This window comes from Ligilactobacillus pobuzihii E100301 = KCTC 13174, assembly GCF_000349725.1.
Taxonomy (GTDB): domain Bacteria; phylum Bacillota; class Bacilli; order Lactobacillales; family Lactobacillaceae; genus Ligilactobacillus; species Ligilactobacillus pobuzihii.
Window position 1 is genome coordinate 22,218 of record NZ_KB714697.1, and the last position, 17,029, is coordinate 39,246.

10 protein-coding genes are annotated in these 17,029 nt (G+C 37.3%); 9 read left to right on the forward strand and 1 reads right to left on the reverse strand.

What is annotated here, in order from left to right; all coding sequences use genetic code 11:
* Together obgE and LACPOB_RS0106430 are read left to right on the forward strand one after the other, a co-directional pair.
* A partial coding sequence (gene obgE, locus LACPOB_RS11865; protein ID WP_017868006.1) for a GTPase ObgE occupies window positions 1–1,172 on the forward strand: 1,172 nt, incomplete at its 5' end.
* Window positions 1,173–1,289: 117 nt separating this feature from the next.
* Window positions 1,290–3,188, forward strand: a complete 1,899-nt coding sequence (locus tag LACPOB_RS0106430; RefSeq protein WP_017868007.1) for an acyltransferase family protein — start codon at window positions 1,290–1,292, stop codon at window positions 3,186–3,188.
* A gap of 52 nt (window positions 3,189–3,240) precedes the next feature.
* Here LACPOB_RS0106430 and LACPOB_RS0106435 read toward each other — a convergent pair whose 3' ends face one another.
* Window positions 3,241–3,516, reverse strand: coding sequence for a hypothetical protein (locus LACPOB_RS0106435; RefSeq protein WP_017868008.1), 276 nt, complete (start codon window positions 3,514–3,516; stop codon window positions 3,241–3,243).
* A gap of 371 nt (window positions 3,517–3,887) precedes the next feature.
* On the opposite strand from LACPOB_RS0106435, the gene rnz reads away from it, so the two are divergent.
* From rnz to addA, 7 genes are all read left to right on the forward strand, one after another.
* Window positions 3,888–4,841, forward strand: a complete 954-nt coding sequence (rnz, locus tag LACPOB_RS0106440) for a ribonuclease Z (RefSeq protein ID WP_017868009.1) — start codon at window positions 3,888–3,890, stop codon at window positions 4,839–4,841.
* A complete protein-coding gene (locus LACPOB_RS0106445; RefSeq protein WP_017868010.1) occupies window positions 4,838–5,647 on the forward strand; it encodes an SDR family NAD(P)-dependent oxidoreductase in 810 nt (269 codons plus the stop codon). The genes rnz and LACPOB_RS0106445 overlap by 4 nt, the downstream gene beginning before the upstream one ends.
* A 14-nt stretch (window positions 5,648–5,661) precedes the next feature.
* Window positions 5,662–6,012: a LapA family protein gene (locus tag LACPOB_RS0106450; RefSeq protein ID WP_017868011.1), complete on the forward strand. Its 351-nt coding sequence runs from the start codon at window positions 5,662–5,664 to the stop codon at window positions 6,010–6,012.
* 4 nt (window positions 6,013–6,016) lie between these two features.
* Window positions 6,017–8,365, forward strand: a complete 2,349-nt coding sequence (gene recJ, locus LACPOB_RS0106455) for a single-stranded-DNA-specific exonuclease RecJ (RefSeq protein WP_017868012.1) — start codon at window positions 6,017–6,019, stop codon at window positions 8,363–8,365.
* 29 nt (window positions 8,366–8,394) lie between these two features.
* Window positions 8,395–8,913, forward strand: a complete 519-nt coding sequence (locus LACPOB_RS0106460) for an adenine phosphoribosyltransferase (protein WP_017868013.1) — start codon at window positions 8,395–8,397, stop codon at window positions 8,911–8,913.
* Between the two features lie 125 nt (window positions 8,914–9,038).
* Complete coding sequence (locus LACPOB_RS0106465; RefSeq protein ID WP_017868014.1) at window positions 9,039–12,785, forward strand: PD-(D/E)XK nuclease family protein; 3,747 nt, start codon at window positions 9,039–9,041, stop codon at window positions 12,783–12,785.
* Window positions 12,782–16,909: a helicase-exonuclease AddAB subunit AddA gene (gene addA, locus LACPOB_RS0106470; protein ID WP_017868015.1), complete on the forward strand. Its 4,128-nt coding sequence runs from the start codon at window positions 12,782–12,784 to the stop codon at window positions 16,907–16,909. The genes LACPOB_RS0106465 and addA overlap by 4 nt, the downstream gene beginning before the upstream one ends.
* Window positions 16,910–17,029: the final 120 nt, after the last annotated feature.

Sequence of the window (17,029 nt, forward strand, 5' to 3'; positions counted from 1 at the left end):
TTATCTTACGTGTCGATGAAGGACTACGTACTCTGATGGATTTTCGCTATCACCGGATCTTTAAATCAAAGGCGGGTCAAAACGGAATGATCAAAGGAATGTATGGTCGTAAAGCTGATAATTTATATGTTGCTGTTCCTGAGGGAACGACTGTACATGATTTAGACACTGGCGAAATTTTAGGTGATTTGACTGAAAATGGTCAAGAGCTCGTAGTTGCTGCTGGTGGTCGTGGTGGCCGCGGTAATATCAAATTTGCTTCACCCAAAAATCCAGCACCCGAAATTGCAGAAAATGGTGAACCTGGGGAAGAAAGAAACTTACAACTTGAATTAAAAGTACTGGCTGATGTTGGTCTGGTAGGTTTTCCATCAGTTGGAAAATCAACTTTGCTTTCGGTCCTAACTAGTGCTAAACCTAAAATTGCTGAATACCACTTTACGACGCTTGTTCCTAACTTGGGAATGGTTCAATTAGATGATGGCCGTGATTTTGTCATGGCAGATTTACCTGGATTGATCGAAGGTGCTTCAAATGGTGTTGGGCTAGGTATTCAATTTCTCCGACACGTTGAACGGACACGAGTGATCATTCATGTTGTCGATATGTCCGGTATTGAAGGACGGGATCCCTTCGCTGATTTTGAGAAGATCAATCAGGAATTGGCAAAATATGACCCAGATTTACTTAAGCGACCACAAATTGTTGCGGCTAGTAAAATGGATCTGCCTGATGCGCAAGAAAATTTAGAGAAATTCAAAGAAAAATTAGTTGAAGATACGACTTTGGACGCAGTTCCAAAAATAATTCCAGTTTCTGCAATTACGCACGCTAATTTACAGGGTTTAGTTGCTCAAACAGCAGACTTACTAGAAAAAACTCCGAAGTTCGAAATAACAACAGGTCAAACGGCAGATGATAAGGTAGTTTATACTTATAAGCCTGAAGAAAAACCGTTTACCTTGAAACGTGCCCCAGATTCAACTTGGATCTTAGGTGGTGAAAAACTGGAACGATTATTCCAGATGACTAACCTTGAACATGATGAAAGTGTAATGCGCTTCGCACGACAAATGCGTGCAATGGGTGTTGATGATGAGCTGCGCGCACGTGGTGCTAAGAGCGGTGATGTTGTGCAAATAGGTAAGTTTACATTTGAATTTGTAGAGTAGTGACAACATGAACACTATTTTGAAAATTACATCATTAGATAAGATGATCTTTTTTCGAAATAGTTGTACATATAAGTTGGCCATGTATCCTTAGAATTTTTAACGGACGGGATTTTGATGGAAAAAAGATTAAAAAAAAGCAGATATATTTCAGGTTTTGATGGCATTCGAACGATCGCGGTCATCGGTGTCATTTTATATCATCTATTTCCTTATGGGATGACGGGTGGTTTTTTAGGAGTACCAATATTTTTTGTGGTTTCTGGTTACCTGATCACCGACTTGTTGATCCAAGAATACGACCAGAATCATCGAATTGACATTAAGTCTTTTTATTACAGGCGGATGAAACGACTGTACCCGGCCTTGATCACAATGGTAATGACGACGGCAGCGTTCGTGACCTTGTTTGCGAGAGATTCCTTAGACAAGTTACGTAGTGTGATCGTTAGTAATGTCTTTTATGTTTATAATTGGTTTCAAGTAGCCAATCATGAATCATATTTTGATAAGTTTGGAAATCAATCACCGTTTACTCATTTGTGGTCGTTATCGATCGAAGGACAATTTTATTTATTGTGGCCGGTTGTGATTTTGTTAATGTTACGTTTTTTTCGTTCAAAGCAGACAAATTTTGACATTTTGTTGATTGCAGCCTTTGTTTCGGCCTTGTTAATGATCATCTTGTTTAAGCCAGGACAAGATCCATCGCGTGTTTATTATGGAACAGATACGCGGATGTTCTCGATCTTATTGGGAGCTGCCTTGGCATTTTTATGGCCGAGTAATAAGCTTAAGACTAATTTGCCAAAAGGCCCTCGGCTCTTCTTAGATGGAGTGGGCTTGGGAACGTTGTTCTTGATCATTTTGTTGTTTTTCAAAATGGATGGAGAAAGCGAACTAGTTTATTTAGGTGGAATGTTCCTCTTTTCTTTACTGTCAGTCATTTTGATCGCGACTATCGCACATCCTGGTGCGGATATGGATCGCCTGATGACTAACCGGTTGTTTACTTGGATCGGAAAGAGAAGTTATGGGATCTATTTATATCAGTATCCAATAATGATTTTTTATGAACAAAAAATTGCTAATGTGGCAAACCATCCCTGGCTTCATGCATTGATCGAGATCACATTGATCTTGATCGTTAGTGATTTTTCTTATCGGTTCTTGGAGCTGCCATTACAGCATTTTAATTATTCACGGACTTTTGCAGTGATCAAAGATCTATGTTCAAAAGATTCCTCTTACGGTTGGAAAAGGATCTGGGCTGTAATTGCAACTTTGGTCTTAGTTACTGCAACCTGGGGTGCAGTCGAAAAACCACCACGTGCCAGTGTTTCAGATAGTGATTCTAATGCTTTGCAAAAAGTGATCAAAAGTAATAATAAACAAGCTAAAAAGCAAAATAAAACTACTGAAAAAAAGGAAAAACCAACTAAGACAGTGGATGAGGGCGAAGCAACAAGTTCGTCTGAAAAAACGCCTACTAAAGACAATGAAAAACAGGATGGAAAGTTAACGGCTGCGCAACAAGCACAAGCCAAGAAGATGTCTATCACAGCTGTTGGCGATTCGGTCTTAGCTGACGGCTCATCGACAATGCAGGATATTTTCCCGCAAATGTACGTCGATGCAAAAGTTGGCCGGCAGGTTCATGATGCTTTACCGATTTTAAATTCACTTGCCCAAAATGGTAAATTGTCTAATACTGTTTTGATCAGTTTAGGGACAAATGGGCCATTTACAGAATCTGATATGAAACAGATCATGGATGTAGTCGGACCTAAGCGTAAGGTTTATTGGATCAATGTTAATGTTCCAACGCAAAGATGGCAGGATCAAGTTAATCAAGCTTTAGCAAAGGAACAAAAGAAATATTCTAATTTAACGGTGATCGACTGGTATTCATATAGTAAAGACCATCCCGAGTGGTTCTATTCGGACAATGTTCATCCAAGTCCAAATGGATTACCTTATTTTGGAAATTATGTTGCACAGGCACTATTAAAATAGCAAAAAAGCAAGGGCAAAACTCCCTTGCTTTTTTGTATTCGAGTAACAAAAATCAGCGCAGATATAATTGATCTTGCACTCTGCGGAAACCAAAAACTGGCTGGATCTTACCCAAGTTGTCAATGGTCAGATCTGCATCTGGTTGACAAAATTTGAGTCCATATAAAGTGTCAGCCAAACTAAGTGGCTCTGCCCCCACGACTAAATTAACTTGAGACTCAGAACGGTGCAAAAAAGATAAAGCGAACAATTGGCCATTGTCTTCAAGATAAAGTTTTAAATTATTTTCTAAGTTAAAAGTGCAACTCTGAAAATCACCAACACGCATAATTATCATTCCTTTTTACCAATAATTTTATTATAGCAAGTTTATGCAGGGTAAAAAAGAATCGTGTAGTAATAAAGTCATCAGGCAGTCATTTTACAATAAAAAATAAAATGATTTAAAATGTAGTTGAATTTCTTAGTTTTTGCGTATATATATACAAAGGTTTTTTAGTTTATTATTGTGCGATATCGCTTTAAAGGGTGCAAAATTTATTTTAATAGTCGTCATATAATGATAAAATGGAATGCGGTTAGTTAAATCATTTTGACTATTATGACAAAAATTATTAAATAAATGACGCGAAAAGTGCTCTTGATACCAAAAATTGCACCAAATTCGTTAAAATTACAACTAGATAGGATATTTTAAATATGAAGATTGAATTTTTAGGCACTGGTGCTGGTTCACCAGGTAAATTTCGCAATGTTACTGCGACTGCACTTAAACTGTTACCAGAGATCAATGAGGTTTGGCTATTTGATTGTGGTGAAGCTACACAACATCAAATTTTGCGGACCACTATCAGACCACGTAAAATAACGAAAATTTTTATTACTCATTTACATGGTGATCATATTTTTGGTTTACCCGGTTTCTTGAGTAGTCGTTCTTTTCAAAATGGAGAAGAACCAAGTCCATTGACTATATACGGACCAGTGGGTGTAGAAGATTTTGTTAGAACTAGCTTACGAGTTTCACGGAGTAAGCTTGCGTATAAATTGAATTTTGTTGAATTGGATGCCGAAGGCACGATTTTTGAAGATGAGCGTTTCAAGGTAAGCTTTAGATATTTAGAGCACAGGATACCTTGTCTGGGTTATCGGATCGAAGAAAAAGATTATCCGGGTGAGTTACAAGTTGAAAAACTCAAGGAATTACGGATTCCTGCAGGTCCAATTTATGGCAAACTTAAAGCAGGTCAAACAGTTACTTTAGCCGATGGGCGAGAAATTAATGGTAATGATTTTATTGGACCTGCTAAAAAAGGTCGGATCGTGACAATTTTAGGTGACACACGGTCTACTCCGAATGTGGCGAAATTAGCTGAAAATGCGGATGTTTTGGTTCATGAAAGCACGTATGGGAAAGGTGAGGCTAAACTTGCACATTCATATTATCATTCAACATGTGTGCAGGCGGCCCAAGTTGCTAAGAAAGCCAACGTAAAACACTTGTTATTGACACATATTTCTGCCCGTTATGTTGGTCAAATGGTGAAAACATTACAACATGATGCACAAGAAGTGTTTAAACGGACTAAGGTCGTTAAGGATTTCGATGTGATCAAAATTCCTTTTCAAGAAAATAGAGGTGGAGCGAAATGACAGGATATCAAGAATTGAAAAGTTTAAGGAACCGGATCGTCTTAGTGACTGGTGCTTCTTCTGGCTTGGGTGAACAAGTTGCTTACCAAGCTGCTTTAAAAAAAGCAATCGTCATTGTCTGTGCTCGACGAAAGGATAAATTAGAAAAAGTTGCAGAGGTCTGTCGTAAACTTTCGGGTCGTTTGTCATTGGCCTATGAATTAGATGTTTCTGATCCTGCGCAAATTGAACATGTTGTTAACGAAGTTGAAAGTTCTGTGGGACCTATCGATGTTTTAGTTAATAATGCCGGCTTTGGCTTGATGGAAAATGCAGTTGATTTTCCAATGGATATTGCTGAGAAGATGTTTAGAGTAAATGTTTTAGGTATGATGTATCTGACAAAATATACTGCATTACAGATGGCTGAGCGTCAACGAGGTGCAATTATTAATGTTGCTTCGATCGCCGCTAAGATCCAAACACCTAAATCTGCAGTTTATTCAGCAAGTAAAGCTGCTGTTTTAGCATACTCAAATGCATTGCGTTTGGAAGTTAAAGAATTGGGGATCTCTGTTTTAACAGTTAATCCTGGACCAGTTCAGACACATTTCTTTGATTTTGCTGATCGGACAGGGCATTATTTAGATAATATTTCTTCTTTTGTTTTAGATCCTGAGATTTTGGCTGCTAAAATTGTTAATACGATCGGTACTGGTAAACGGGAATTGAATCGCCCATTAGTGATGGAAGCCGCGTACCATGCTTATCAGCTCTTTCCACGTGTTGGTGATTTTTTGACAAGTACTTTGTTTAATAAAAAATAGGAGGTCTTTGTTTTATGAAAAAACAATGGACAATGGTTGGCGCGATAGTTTTGTTATTGATCGCAGTGCTTTTTTCTTGGATGAACTCACAAGCTGTCACAGTTAATTTTGGTTTTACTAAAGTGACGATGCCTTTAGTAGTAATTTTAGTTATTTCAATTTTGATCGGTGCCTTGATCGTTGTATTACTTTCAACTTCCGCTAACTGGAAACAAAAAAGAGAGATCAAGAGTTTAAAGAAACAACTTGCTGCTAATAAGGCAATGAAGCGGCAACCAGAAAACGAAAATTCAGAGGTAGATTTGCAAGAAGAAGCGCAAAAAGAAGATTCAACAAATCAAAATTTAAAACAACATGAGGAGTGATTTCTTGTTCTCATCTCGCAATCGATGGAATTTTGTCAATAATACTGACACCAAAAAAGTAGACGAACTAGCAAAAGAAACTAAAACTCCTAAGTTAGTGGTCTCTATTTTGTTTAATCGTGGATTTGATACTGTCGACAAGATCAATCAATTTTTAAACCCTAAATTGGAAATGCTCGCTGACCCTTTCTTATTACATGATATGGAAAAGGGATGTGAAAGAATAAAAAAAGCAATTATGCTAGGGGAAAAGATCGCTGTTTATGGTGACTACGATGCTGACGGGCTTACAAGTACTTCGATCATGTACGAAGCTTTGTTGCAGTTAGGTGCAGATGTACGTTACTACATACCTGACCGTTTTAAAGATGGTTATGGGCCTAATGTCGAAGTGTATAAACAATTGATCAGTCAAGGAACATCTTTGATCGTCACAGTCGATAATGGTGTTTCTGGGCTAAAAGCAGTTCAGTATGCGCAAGAACAAGGCGTGGATGTGGTTATCACTGATCATCATGAAATGCCTGCAGAATTGCCCAATGCATATGCGATCATTCATCCGCGTCACCCAGATGGAGATTATCCATTTGGTGAATTGTCAGGAGCGGGTGTAGCCTTTAAAACGGCTTCTGCTTTATTAGAGGAGATCCCATCAGAAATGCTTGATTTGGCCGCAATCGGTACTGTGGCAGATATAGTTTCACTGACAGATGAAAATCGAGTAATTGTCAGCACTGGTTTAAAAGTTTTACAAAATACTGAAAGAATCGGTTTGTTAAGCCTTTATCAAGAGGCAGGTATTAACCAAGAAAAGATCACTTCTGAAACGATTGGTTTTGGTATAGCTCCACGGCTTAATGCTTTGGGACGAATGAAAAATGGTTCTCCTGGGGTTGAATTATTGACAACCTTTGACGAGCAACGTGCCAAAGAAATTGCAAGCCATATCCAGCAACTAAACGTCCGGCGTCAAGAATTAGTTAATCAAATTACAACTGAAGCCTTAAAAATGGTTGAAAAACAAGAGCAAGATCATGCTGTTAATTTGATAGTCGGTCAAAATTGGCATGAGGGTGTTTTGGGGATCGTTGCTAGTCGAGTGGTTGAAGCTACTGGCAAACCGACACTGGTTTTAAACGCCGACGAGACAACTGGAGCAGCTAAGGGTTCAGGAAGGTCGATAGAAGCATTTAATTTGTTTAGTGCCTTGGATGGACACCGTGACCAGCTACTTTCGTTTGGTGGTCATCATATGGCTTGTGGATTAACGATTTCAACCGAAAAACGATCTGAAATCCAGACGATTTTGGATATTGAAGCTGATAAACAAGATATTAGCACTGCACCTCAACCAACACTTGAGATTGCTGGTCAGATAGATCTGACAAATTTTGACTTGAGTAACTTAGACACGATCGAAATGCTGGCACCGTTTGGTCAGGACAATGAAAAACCATTGTTTGCATTTACTAATTATAAAATCAAGACAGCAAAGCCAATGGGCAAGGGCAATAATCATCTTCGGCTAACTTTAAAAACTACCAAGGGTGATTTAATATCTGCGGTATTTTTTGGGATAGCTCAAGATAAACTGGCACAGATTTTACAAGATCCAGCTGAGGTTGAATTTGTGGGTTATCCTGATAAGAATATTTGGCAGAACAAGACTTCTTTGCAAATTAAAATCGATGATTTGAAATTAGAACAAAAACAAGAAAACCAGCAAGAGTTCGGGACTAGATTAAAGGTTTTTGATCAACGTGTTAGTAAATTGACTGTTGATCTGTTCAAACGTCCAGGTGTTTACGCTTTTTTTGAAAAAAATATATTGTCTCAAGTAAAAAAATATTTACCATCCGATGCGAAAGCAGTAATTTTACCGGTTCAGGAACAAAAAATTCAAACGACTGATCTTTTTTTGATCGATTGTCCAAAAAACCTACGAGATTTACAAAATTCATTAAATAAAGTGGATGCTGAGCGTATACATTTGGTGTTTTACCATAAAAATGATGTATATCAGCACGGAATGCCGGATAGAAAACAGTTTGGTAATCTTTATCGATTTGTTTTGTCACACAAGGATTTAAACGTTTCTCGTGATGGTGAACAGATCGCTAAACATTTAGGTTTAACAAAAGAACTATTGATTTTTATGTTTCAGGTGTTTTTTGAGGTGGGATTTGTTAGAATAGAGAATGGATTGGTTACAGGCGTCCCCGGTACTCAACGTGTTAATTTGCAGGAGACTTCCAGTTATCACTCTCGCAGACTGCAGATCAGGACTCAACAGATCCTACTGCATAGTAAGAGCGCTGACTTAATTAAATGGGTCAAAGAACAGTCTATTTGATGTTAGCGTATATTAAAGGAGAAGGTTTAATGGCTTTAGACTTAAATAACTATATTGCAAGTATTCCGGATTATCCAGAAAAAGGGATCGTTTTTCGCGATATTTCACCGTTAATGGCTGATGGTGAAGCTTATCATCAAGCGACTGATCAAATTGTTCAGTTTGCTAAGGATAAGGGTGTACAAATGATCGTGGGGCCGGAAGCACGTGGCTTTATTGTTGGTTGTCCAGTTGCGTATGAATTAGGTGTGGGTTTTGCACCTGCACGTAAGAAAGGCAAACTTCCTCGCAAAACAGTAAAGGCTTCATACGACTTGGAATATGGAGAATCAGCACTATACATGCATGACGATGCGGTTTTACCTGGCCAAAAGGTTTTAGTTGTTGATGATTTATTAGCAACAGGGGGTACAATTGGAGCAACTACTGACTTAGTTGAACAACTCGGTGGTGAAGTTGTTGGTTGTGCTTTCTTGATCGAACTCAGCGAACTAAATGGTAGAGATAAAATTAAAGATTACGATATTTTGAGCTTGATGAGATATTAATTGAGTATATCTCGTAGGATTCGTGTGTCTCTGACATTCGAGTCCTTTTTTACTAGGATGGTTTTAGAACCTAGTCAAATAATGGTACACAGTTATTTTATTTAATGTGTAAGGGGGTATTATAAATGAGTTTAGGTTTTATATATGGAAAAGCCGGCTATGACCGGCAGGATATCGTATTAAAACAATTACAGGATTGGCAAAACTCAGACCAAGTAGATGAGACATTTTATATAGTCCCAGACCATATCAAGTTTGAGTCTGAAGTGACAGTGTTAGATTACTTACGTCATCAACAAGGAGCGACAAATAAAATGTTCGCCTCTGCTAGTGTACAAACATTTTCATTTAGTCGTTTAATGTGGTATTTCTTAAAAGAACAACCTGCTTTAACGAAAACTCGTTTAACAGCTACAGGTTTGTCAATGATCATCACACATATTTTACATGAACTAGATGAGAAAGAATTATATGTTTTTACACGAGAAAGAAGTAGTCCGGGGTTTAGTAAAAAATTAGCTGAGCAAATTATGGAACTAAAATTAGGCGGCTTTTTACCAACTGATTTAGAAGAGTATTCTAAGAAATTACAGGTAAGTGAGTCGGGCGAACAAAAGGATCTGGCCGCTCGGTTGCATGACATGGCACTAGTTTTTACTAAATTTGAAAAATATATTACGGGTCAGTATTTAGATACAGCCGATAGCCTGGACGAACTGATCAATTATTTACAAAAAGTTGATTTAAGCCGGTCTTGTTTTATTATCGACAATTTTACTAGCTTTAATACCAAGGAAAAGCAGATAATTTCTGTTTTAATGCAAAGAGCTGCCGAAGTTCGAGTATGTCTGATCTTAGAACATAAGTATGTTGATCATAGACCCGAAACGGGTGATTTATTTTATCAAACAGGTAAGATCTATTATGAACTGACGCAAGTTGCACGTGAAAATAATGTGCCATTATTAGTCGATGATATGGCTAAAAAACCACGTGTCTCAAAAGACTTACAGAGTCTGGAGGAATATTGGCTAAATTCTCAAAGTTTTTCTCCGCAAAAAAAATATACTTTACATTCAAAAGACAGTATTACACTGGCGGAAACCTCTGACCGTGTACGTGAGGTCCGTTATGTAGCTGCCAAAATTCGCCAACTTGTGTATTCAAAAGAATTTAGTTACCGTGATTTTTTGATTTTGACACCTCAGCAAGATAAGTATCAAAATTTATTAGAAAATGTGATGAACGAGTATGACATTCCGATTTTTACTGATTTAAACAAAACAATGTTGAATCATCCATTGGTTGAATTTATTTTGGCACTTTTTAGTGTTAAGCAACAAAATTATTCTTACCGCTCGGTTATGCGTTTGTTAAAAACAGAAGTATTTGTGCCAAAAATCAATGAGCCACATTGGAGCTTAGGTACTTTTCGGAACACACTTGATCTATTAGAAAATTGTATCTTGCAAAATGGCTATTTTTCAGGGTCTGCGTGGAAAAGCTCCGAAGATTGGATCGTTGAGACTTGTGGTATGCAACCGAATGAATCAGTAGAAGAACATCAGAAGCGGCAGGCAAATTTACCCAATAATCGTTATGTCAATAAACTACGTCGCGAGGTATATCGCCAGTTGAGTTCTTTTTTCAAAAGAATTAAAAAAGTCACTAGTGGACGCGAATTTGCGATTGAATTGGTTAACTTTTTAGAGGAGATCGGTGTGCCACAAACCTTACAAGGTTGGCAAGTTAGTGCGGCTAAGGATCTTGAAAATGACCCAGAACGTTTGACCGGCTCAATTAGTAGTGTGTCACGGCATGAAGAGGTTTGGAACACATTATGTTCATTGCTTGACGAGTATGTAACTGCGTTGGGTAATGAACCATTAAATTTGGAGGAATTTATTGCGATTATTCAAAATGGTTTTGAAAATGCTAAATACAGCCAGGTCCCATCAACTTTGGACCAAGTTATTTTCTCTGAAAGTGGCGTTGTTCAAATGCAAAATCGACGGATCTTATTTTTTATTGGTGTTAACGACACGGTAATGCCACGAACATTTGAAAATAATGCTTTACTTTCCGACATTGACCGTAATGAACTTGAAAAATTGACAAATGATTCGAATGAAGAAAAATATTTGACGGAAACTTCTGAGATCCAAATGGCTGAAGAACCCTTTGCAAATTATCTCAGCTTTTTGTCTGTTGACTCGCGGATAATTTTTACTTACCCGCTTAGTGATAAAGAAGGTCAAGCATTAAGAATTTCACCATATGTTGAACGTATTAAAAATGCGTTTCATATAGAGATTCAATATCCTGAAAAACAACTTGATCCAAAAGAAGATCAAGTCACCGATTTAATTGGAACTAAAACTACGACTTTAGGAGAATTATTGTCAGTTAGTCGGGATGCATTTCGCGATGGGCAAGATCTACATGCAACATGGCGTGGATTATATCGTTATTTATTATCAACGTTCCCAAAAAAGACCAAACAGCTATTTACTAGTCTAGGATTTTCTAATGATATTTTACCTAAAGATCCGGATAAATCAGACGGTCATAAATATTTGTCGTCAGAAATAGTTAAAGCTTTATATGGTGACCAAATTAGTACTTCTATCTCTAAATTAGAAACTTTTTTTGCGGATCCTTATCAATATTTCTTGCAATATGGACTAAAATTACTTCCACGGCAGGAATTCTTATTGCAACCTGCAGATACCGGAGAATATTTTCATTCCGTGATGGAATATTTTTTCCAAAACGTACTTAAATCTGGTAAAACGCTCGCAGAAATCAGTAGTAGCGAATTTGATGAATTGATGACTGATACTTTACAGCAAGTTGAAGAAGAGTTCGGAAATAATATTTTTTCTAGTACAGCACGTTATCGTTATACTAAACGCCAGTTAAATCATACTGCGGGGCAAGTTGTACATGCCATTGCGCGGCAACGCAAGAAAAGAAAAATTTATACGGTTAAAACTGAAACTTCATTTGGTGATCAGGCGGGTTTACCAGCATTAGTTTTTTCTGATACTCAAAATGATCATGCTTTGCGTCAAATGAGATTACGTGGTCGGATCGATCGAATCGATCTAGTCTGGGGAGAGGATGGTAAGCCTTACTATAATGTGATCGATTATAAGTCTGGTGACCCAGAACGAAAAATGGATCATTTTTTATTGAGAACTTTTAATGGTTTATCACTACAATTATTAACCTATTTACGGGCGTTGCAACAAGCTGCTAAAGAAGGGCGGTTAAATGCGTCTTTGCCTAATATCCCAGTTCTGAATACTGCGGCTAACGTTCAGCCTGAACTAGGAAGTGCTTCTTACTTGCATTTATTTGATCCTGTTATCAAAAAAGAGAGTAAAGATCCTGCCAGTGAATTAGACAAAAACTTCATGTATAAGGGGATCTTTCGGCGTGGAAAAGATTCCTCACAAGAAGAAAACGGATTTTTGTTAGCTTTAGATGAAGATGTTGAGTCAGCAGTTCAATCGGGCAATTCGGCGGCATCAAATAATTATCCGGTTAAATATGTAAAAGGCAAGAAGGACTTTAAGACGAGTACTGCTAAAAGTTTGTTGCTAACTATCGACCAAATCAAAGAATTATTACTTTATAATGATTTGAAAATCGACGAAGCTCGTCAAGGGATTTTTGCAGGGATGATCGACTTAGCCCCATATCGTTTGGACAATAGCACAGGCTTAGATTATTCAGATTATCAAGAGATCATTATGTTTGATCCATTATTAGAACAAAATAATTATCGGAAGATACCTAAGATGGATGAAGATGAGATTTGGGCAGAGATTCAAAAAGTGATCAATGAAGGGAAGGCTAAAGATTGAGTAATGAAAAAAATACAGGATTTTCACCAACACCAGGGCAATTTAAAGCCATCAATCATCGAGGCCACGATGTTTTAGTTGCTGCTTCAGCTGGTTCCGGTAAAACCAAGGTATTGATCGAACGAGTTTTGAAGCAAGTGGTCGATAATCGAGTTGATCTTTCTTCGATGCTGATCGTAACTTTTACAGAAGCAGCGGCCAAGGAAATGCGAGATCGGTTAACTAAAGAGTTGCAAAATAAGTTAAGTGATTTGGTTGCAGCTAATGATCCTAATCAAGCTGATCTGATCAATTGGATAAGACGCCAGTTGTTGGCAGTAAATGTAGCTGATATCAGTACGATCCATGCATTTTGTTTACATCTTATTCAAAAATACTACTATACTTGCGATATTGAACCTGACTTTCGCTTGATTTCAGATGATACAGAAAGAAGTTTGATCCGTGACGATGTTTGGGATACCGTACGTGAAAATTTTTACCAAAAACTGGAAGATTCGTATCAAAGTGACAATAAATTAACAATTTCACAGCGACAAGATGCTCAATTATTCGAAAAATTACTACAAATTTTCGCTAAAGACCGTGATGATGATGATTTTTCTGAGTTAGTTATGCGTGCAGATGAGTTTGCCAGCGCGACTAGTGATCCGCAAAAATGGCTCTTGAGTTTAAGTCAAACATACAAAATTCAGGAACAAGAGGATGTGAGTGCCAGCTTTATATGGCAAAACACTCTCAAAGAGATTATTGTTTCACAGTTAAATGAAATTATTACGAATGTTCAAAAGCGTAATGATCTGTATGTCGATACTTTACGGCCAGAGATGGAAGAATATTGGAATAGTGAAGTTTCATCTGATTTAAAAGACTATGCAAAAAAGAAGCGCGATCGATTTGAGAAATATGACAAAAAACAACAACAACAGGTTGCGGAATTAAGCACATTACAAGGACTTTTAAATGCTGTTAATTCAGATTTTGCATATGACAAAATTAGGGAATTAGCTCGAAATTGTAATTTCAGTGGTAAACCGTCGTTGGTTAAACGGACTAGCGAAACTAGACCAAACGATTTAAATGATCAAGCTATTTCGACCAATGAACAAATGAAAAAATATCAGGACTTTGCGAGTGATTTGTTAACGAAGCATCTGATACCTGATTATTTTGCATTATCTGGTTCTGAATTAATTTCATTAATGCAACGTTCAGAAAAAATATTAGATAAATTTGCTGAAGTTGTACTTGCTTTTCGAGATGAGTACCAGAAAGAAAAGAAACGTAGACATTTACTTGATTTTAACGATTTAGAACATTATGCCTTACAAATCGTTTCAGCACCGACTGATGAAAGTCGTCAAATAAAGGGTATGTTGCAAAAACGTTATAGTGAGATCATGGTCGATGAGTACCAAGATACGAATGGAGTTCAAGAGGCTTTATTGACTGCAATCAAAAAAACTGAACCGAGCAATATGTTTATGGTTGGTGATGTTAAGCAATCGATTTATCGTTTTCGCCAAGCTGATCCTGCTTTGTTCAACCGTAAGTACCATGATTTTGCGGAAGTAAAAGACGGTAATTTGTCTGTTGATCAGGTAGGCGAAAAGATTATTTTAGCCGAGAATTTCCGTTCAGTTCAAAATGTCGCAGACTTAACTAATCTGATATTTAGACAGTTGATGGATGAAAAAATTGGTGAGATCAGTTATGACCAAAATGCTAGTTTAAAGGCAGGAAACCAAAGTTATCCAGCTCAAACAGCACATTTATCAGCCGATATTTTGGTCTATGAGTCCAAGCAAGAACAGGCTGAAGAAGATGACCAGGGCGATAATTCGTTTGAGATCGACAGTAAAGAACAAGGACAGATTTATTTAGTCGCTAACCGAATCAAAAAAATGATCAATGAAGACCACCAACAGATATTCGACCGCGATAGTGGTGAGATGCGTGCGTTGGAGTATCAAGATATTGCGATTTTAGCATCAACTCATGGAGATAGTTTGTTGATTGCTGAAGAATTTAAGAATCTTGAGATTCCCGTCAATGTTGATAATACTAATAATTATTTCAAAACTATTGAGATTCAAATTATGATGTCTTTGCTAAAAATTATTGATAACCCGCATCAAGATATTCCATTAGTTGCAGTTTTACGTTCACCATTATACCAATTTGATGAAAATCAGCTGGCATATTTACGTATTCAACTACCACACGGTGATTTTTACCAAACATTAACGGATATTCGTTACCAGTTCGAAAAAAAAGGTCAACAGCCAGAAAAAAGTATAAAAGTGCAACCTAAAGAAATTTATGATAAAGTTTGTCGCTTTTTAGATGATTTGACCAGTTTTAGGATCCGCGGTAGGAGAAATGATTTAGCGACGTTGATCTGGTCGATTTATACTCGGACAGGTTTTCTTGATTATGCGGGTGGAATGCCAGGAGGAAAGCAACGACAAGCAAATTTACATGCGTTGTATGAACGTGCAGCCGAATATGAAAAGATGAGTTACAAGGGCATTTTTCAGTTTGTACGCTTTATAAAAAAGATGCAAGAAAAAGAGCATGATCTAGCAGAAATGAGTGTTCAAGATAGAAATAATGCTGTTTCATTTATGACTATTCATAAAAGTAAGGGATTGGAATATCCAGTAGTTTTCTTGATCAATGCACATAAACAATTTAATTTGCGTTTCATTTCAAGCGAGCCTTATGTACTGGATGATAAGTTAGGTATGGGCATCGATTATGTCGAAACTGTGACTGAAGATGAACGAGATATTCAGATCAAAACTCCCACACCCGTCAAAAATGCTATCAAAGAAAAAACACTGCAAAAATCGATTGCGGAAGAAATGCGCAAACTTTATGTCGCTCTTACCAGAGCAGAACAAAAAATCTATATTGTTGGCGAATCTAAAGATGCTTTAACAGCCATTAACAATTGGGTAAGTTTGGTGAATGAAAATCAGTTAATTTTAAATGATGCCGGGCGAAAAAAATCCAGTTCGAATTATTTAGATTGGATCGGTGCAGCGATTATACGTTCGTCAGAGTTTTCGACTGAAAATGTTCATCGTTTTACTTTATCAGAAGATAATTCTAAGATCACTGAAAATGGTAGTGATCTTTTAGACGAAGCACAAGATGATCTTAGGGCAAAAATTTCAGAATTAAAAGAACAAGCACCATCAATTATAAAAAATAGCCCAGCCAAATTTAAGGTTGAATTTTGGGACAAGCAAAGATTGCAGTTGGATATTGGAGCCAAGCAGGATAAAGTGACAGAAAAAGCTCAGCAATGGGCAAAACGACAAGCACAAGGCGGGCAATTGCCACCACAATATTCTGAGTTGATGGAATTTCAGTATCCCAACGACCAATTAACTAGGACCACTGCATATCAGTCTGTAACCGACATCAAACGGTTGTTTGAAGATCCTGATAATGATTTGATGGCTCAAATAGATATTGACCAGATAGATTCTCCACGACTACAGCAAACTACTGCCAAAAATGAGGATCAGCCAGCTATCTATTTGCAGCACGGATTTAACCGACCTTTATTTATGATGGAAGAAAATGACGTGACTCCTGCTCAAATAGGGACAGCTACTCATCTGGTTTTTCAAAAATTGCCATTAACTGCTCCTGTTACAAGCGAAGTTGTTGAAACTGTGATCAAAGAACTGCAAAGTGATGGTTTATTGAGTGAGTCGCTAGCGAAAAAAATCAATGTTGACGGTATTATTGGCTTCTATCACTCGAAACTTGGACAAAAAATAATGTCTAATCAGGCTGATTTGAAACGAGAAGCACCGATTGCGATGTTATATCCAGCTGGTAAGTTATTCGCTGGTTTTAATGGGATTAAACAACCAGTTTTGATTCATGGGATTATCGATGGTTATTTAACCGATGAAGACCAAACTACGCTTTTATTTGACTATAAGACTGATCATGTAGCAGCCGGACGTTCACGGGAAGTAGCTGAAAAATATCGTGGTCAGCTGAACTTATATAGTTTAGCTTTACAAAGTATCTTAGGTGAAAATACTACTATCGAAAAATTTATTTATTTGGTTGATACAAGTGAAGTTATTCAACTTTAACGCAAAAATGGATCTGGGACATAACTAGCCGTATGATTCTAAAAGGGCCGTCGATTTATTCCATTTGAATGGGATAGATCGACGGCCCTAAAACATATTCCAAAAGGTTGAATAATGACT

What these genes read in the sequence shown, in the direction of transcription:
- LACPOB_RS0106430 (WP_017868007.1), top strand. Translation starts at nt 1,290, where the DNA reads ATGGAAAAAAGATTAAAAAAAAGCAGATATATTTCAGGTTTTGATGGC.
- LACPOB_RS0106435 (WP_017868008.1), bottom strand. Translation starts at nt 3,516, where the DNA reads ATGCGTGTTGGTGATTTTCAGAGTTGCACTTTTAACTTAGAAAATAAT.
- rnz (WP_017868009.1), top strand. Translation starts at nt 3,888, where the DNA reads ATGAAGATTGAATTTTTAGGCACTGGTGCTGGTTCACCAGGTAAATTT.
- LACPOB_RS0106445 (WP_017868010.1), top strand. Translation starts at nt 4,838, where the DNA reads ATGACAGGATATCAAGAATTGAAAAGTTTAAGGAACCGGATCGTCTTA.
- LACPOB_RS0106450 (WP_017868011.1), top strand. Translation starts at nt 5,662, where the DNA reads ATGAAAAAACAATGGACAATGGTTGGCGCGATAGTTTTGTTATTGATC.
- LACPOB_RS0106460 (WP_017868013.1), top strand. Translation starts at nt 8,395, where the DNA reads ATGGCTTTAGACTTAAATAACTATATTGCAAGTATTCCGGATTATCCA.
- LACPOB_RS0106465 (WP_017868014.1), top strand. Translation starts at nt 9,039, where the DNA reads ATGAGTTTAGGTTTTATATATGGAAAAGCCGGCTATGACCGGCAGGAT.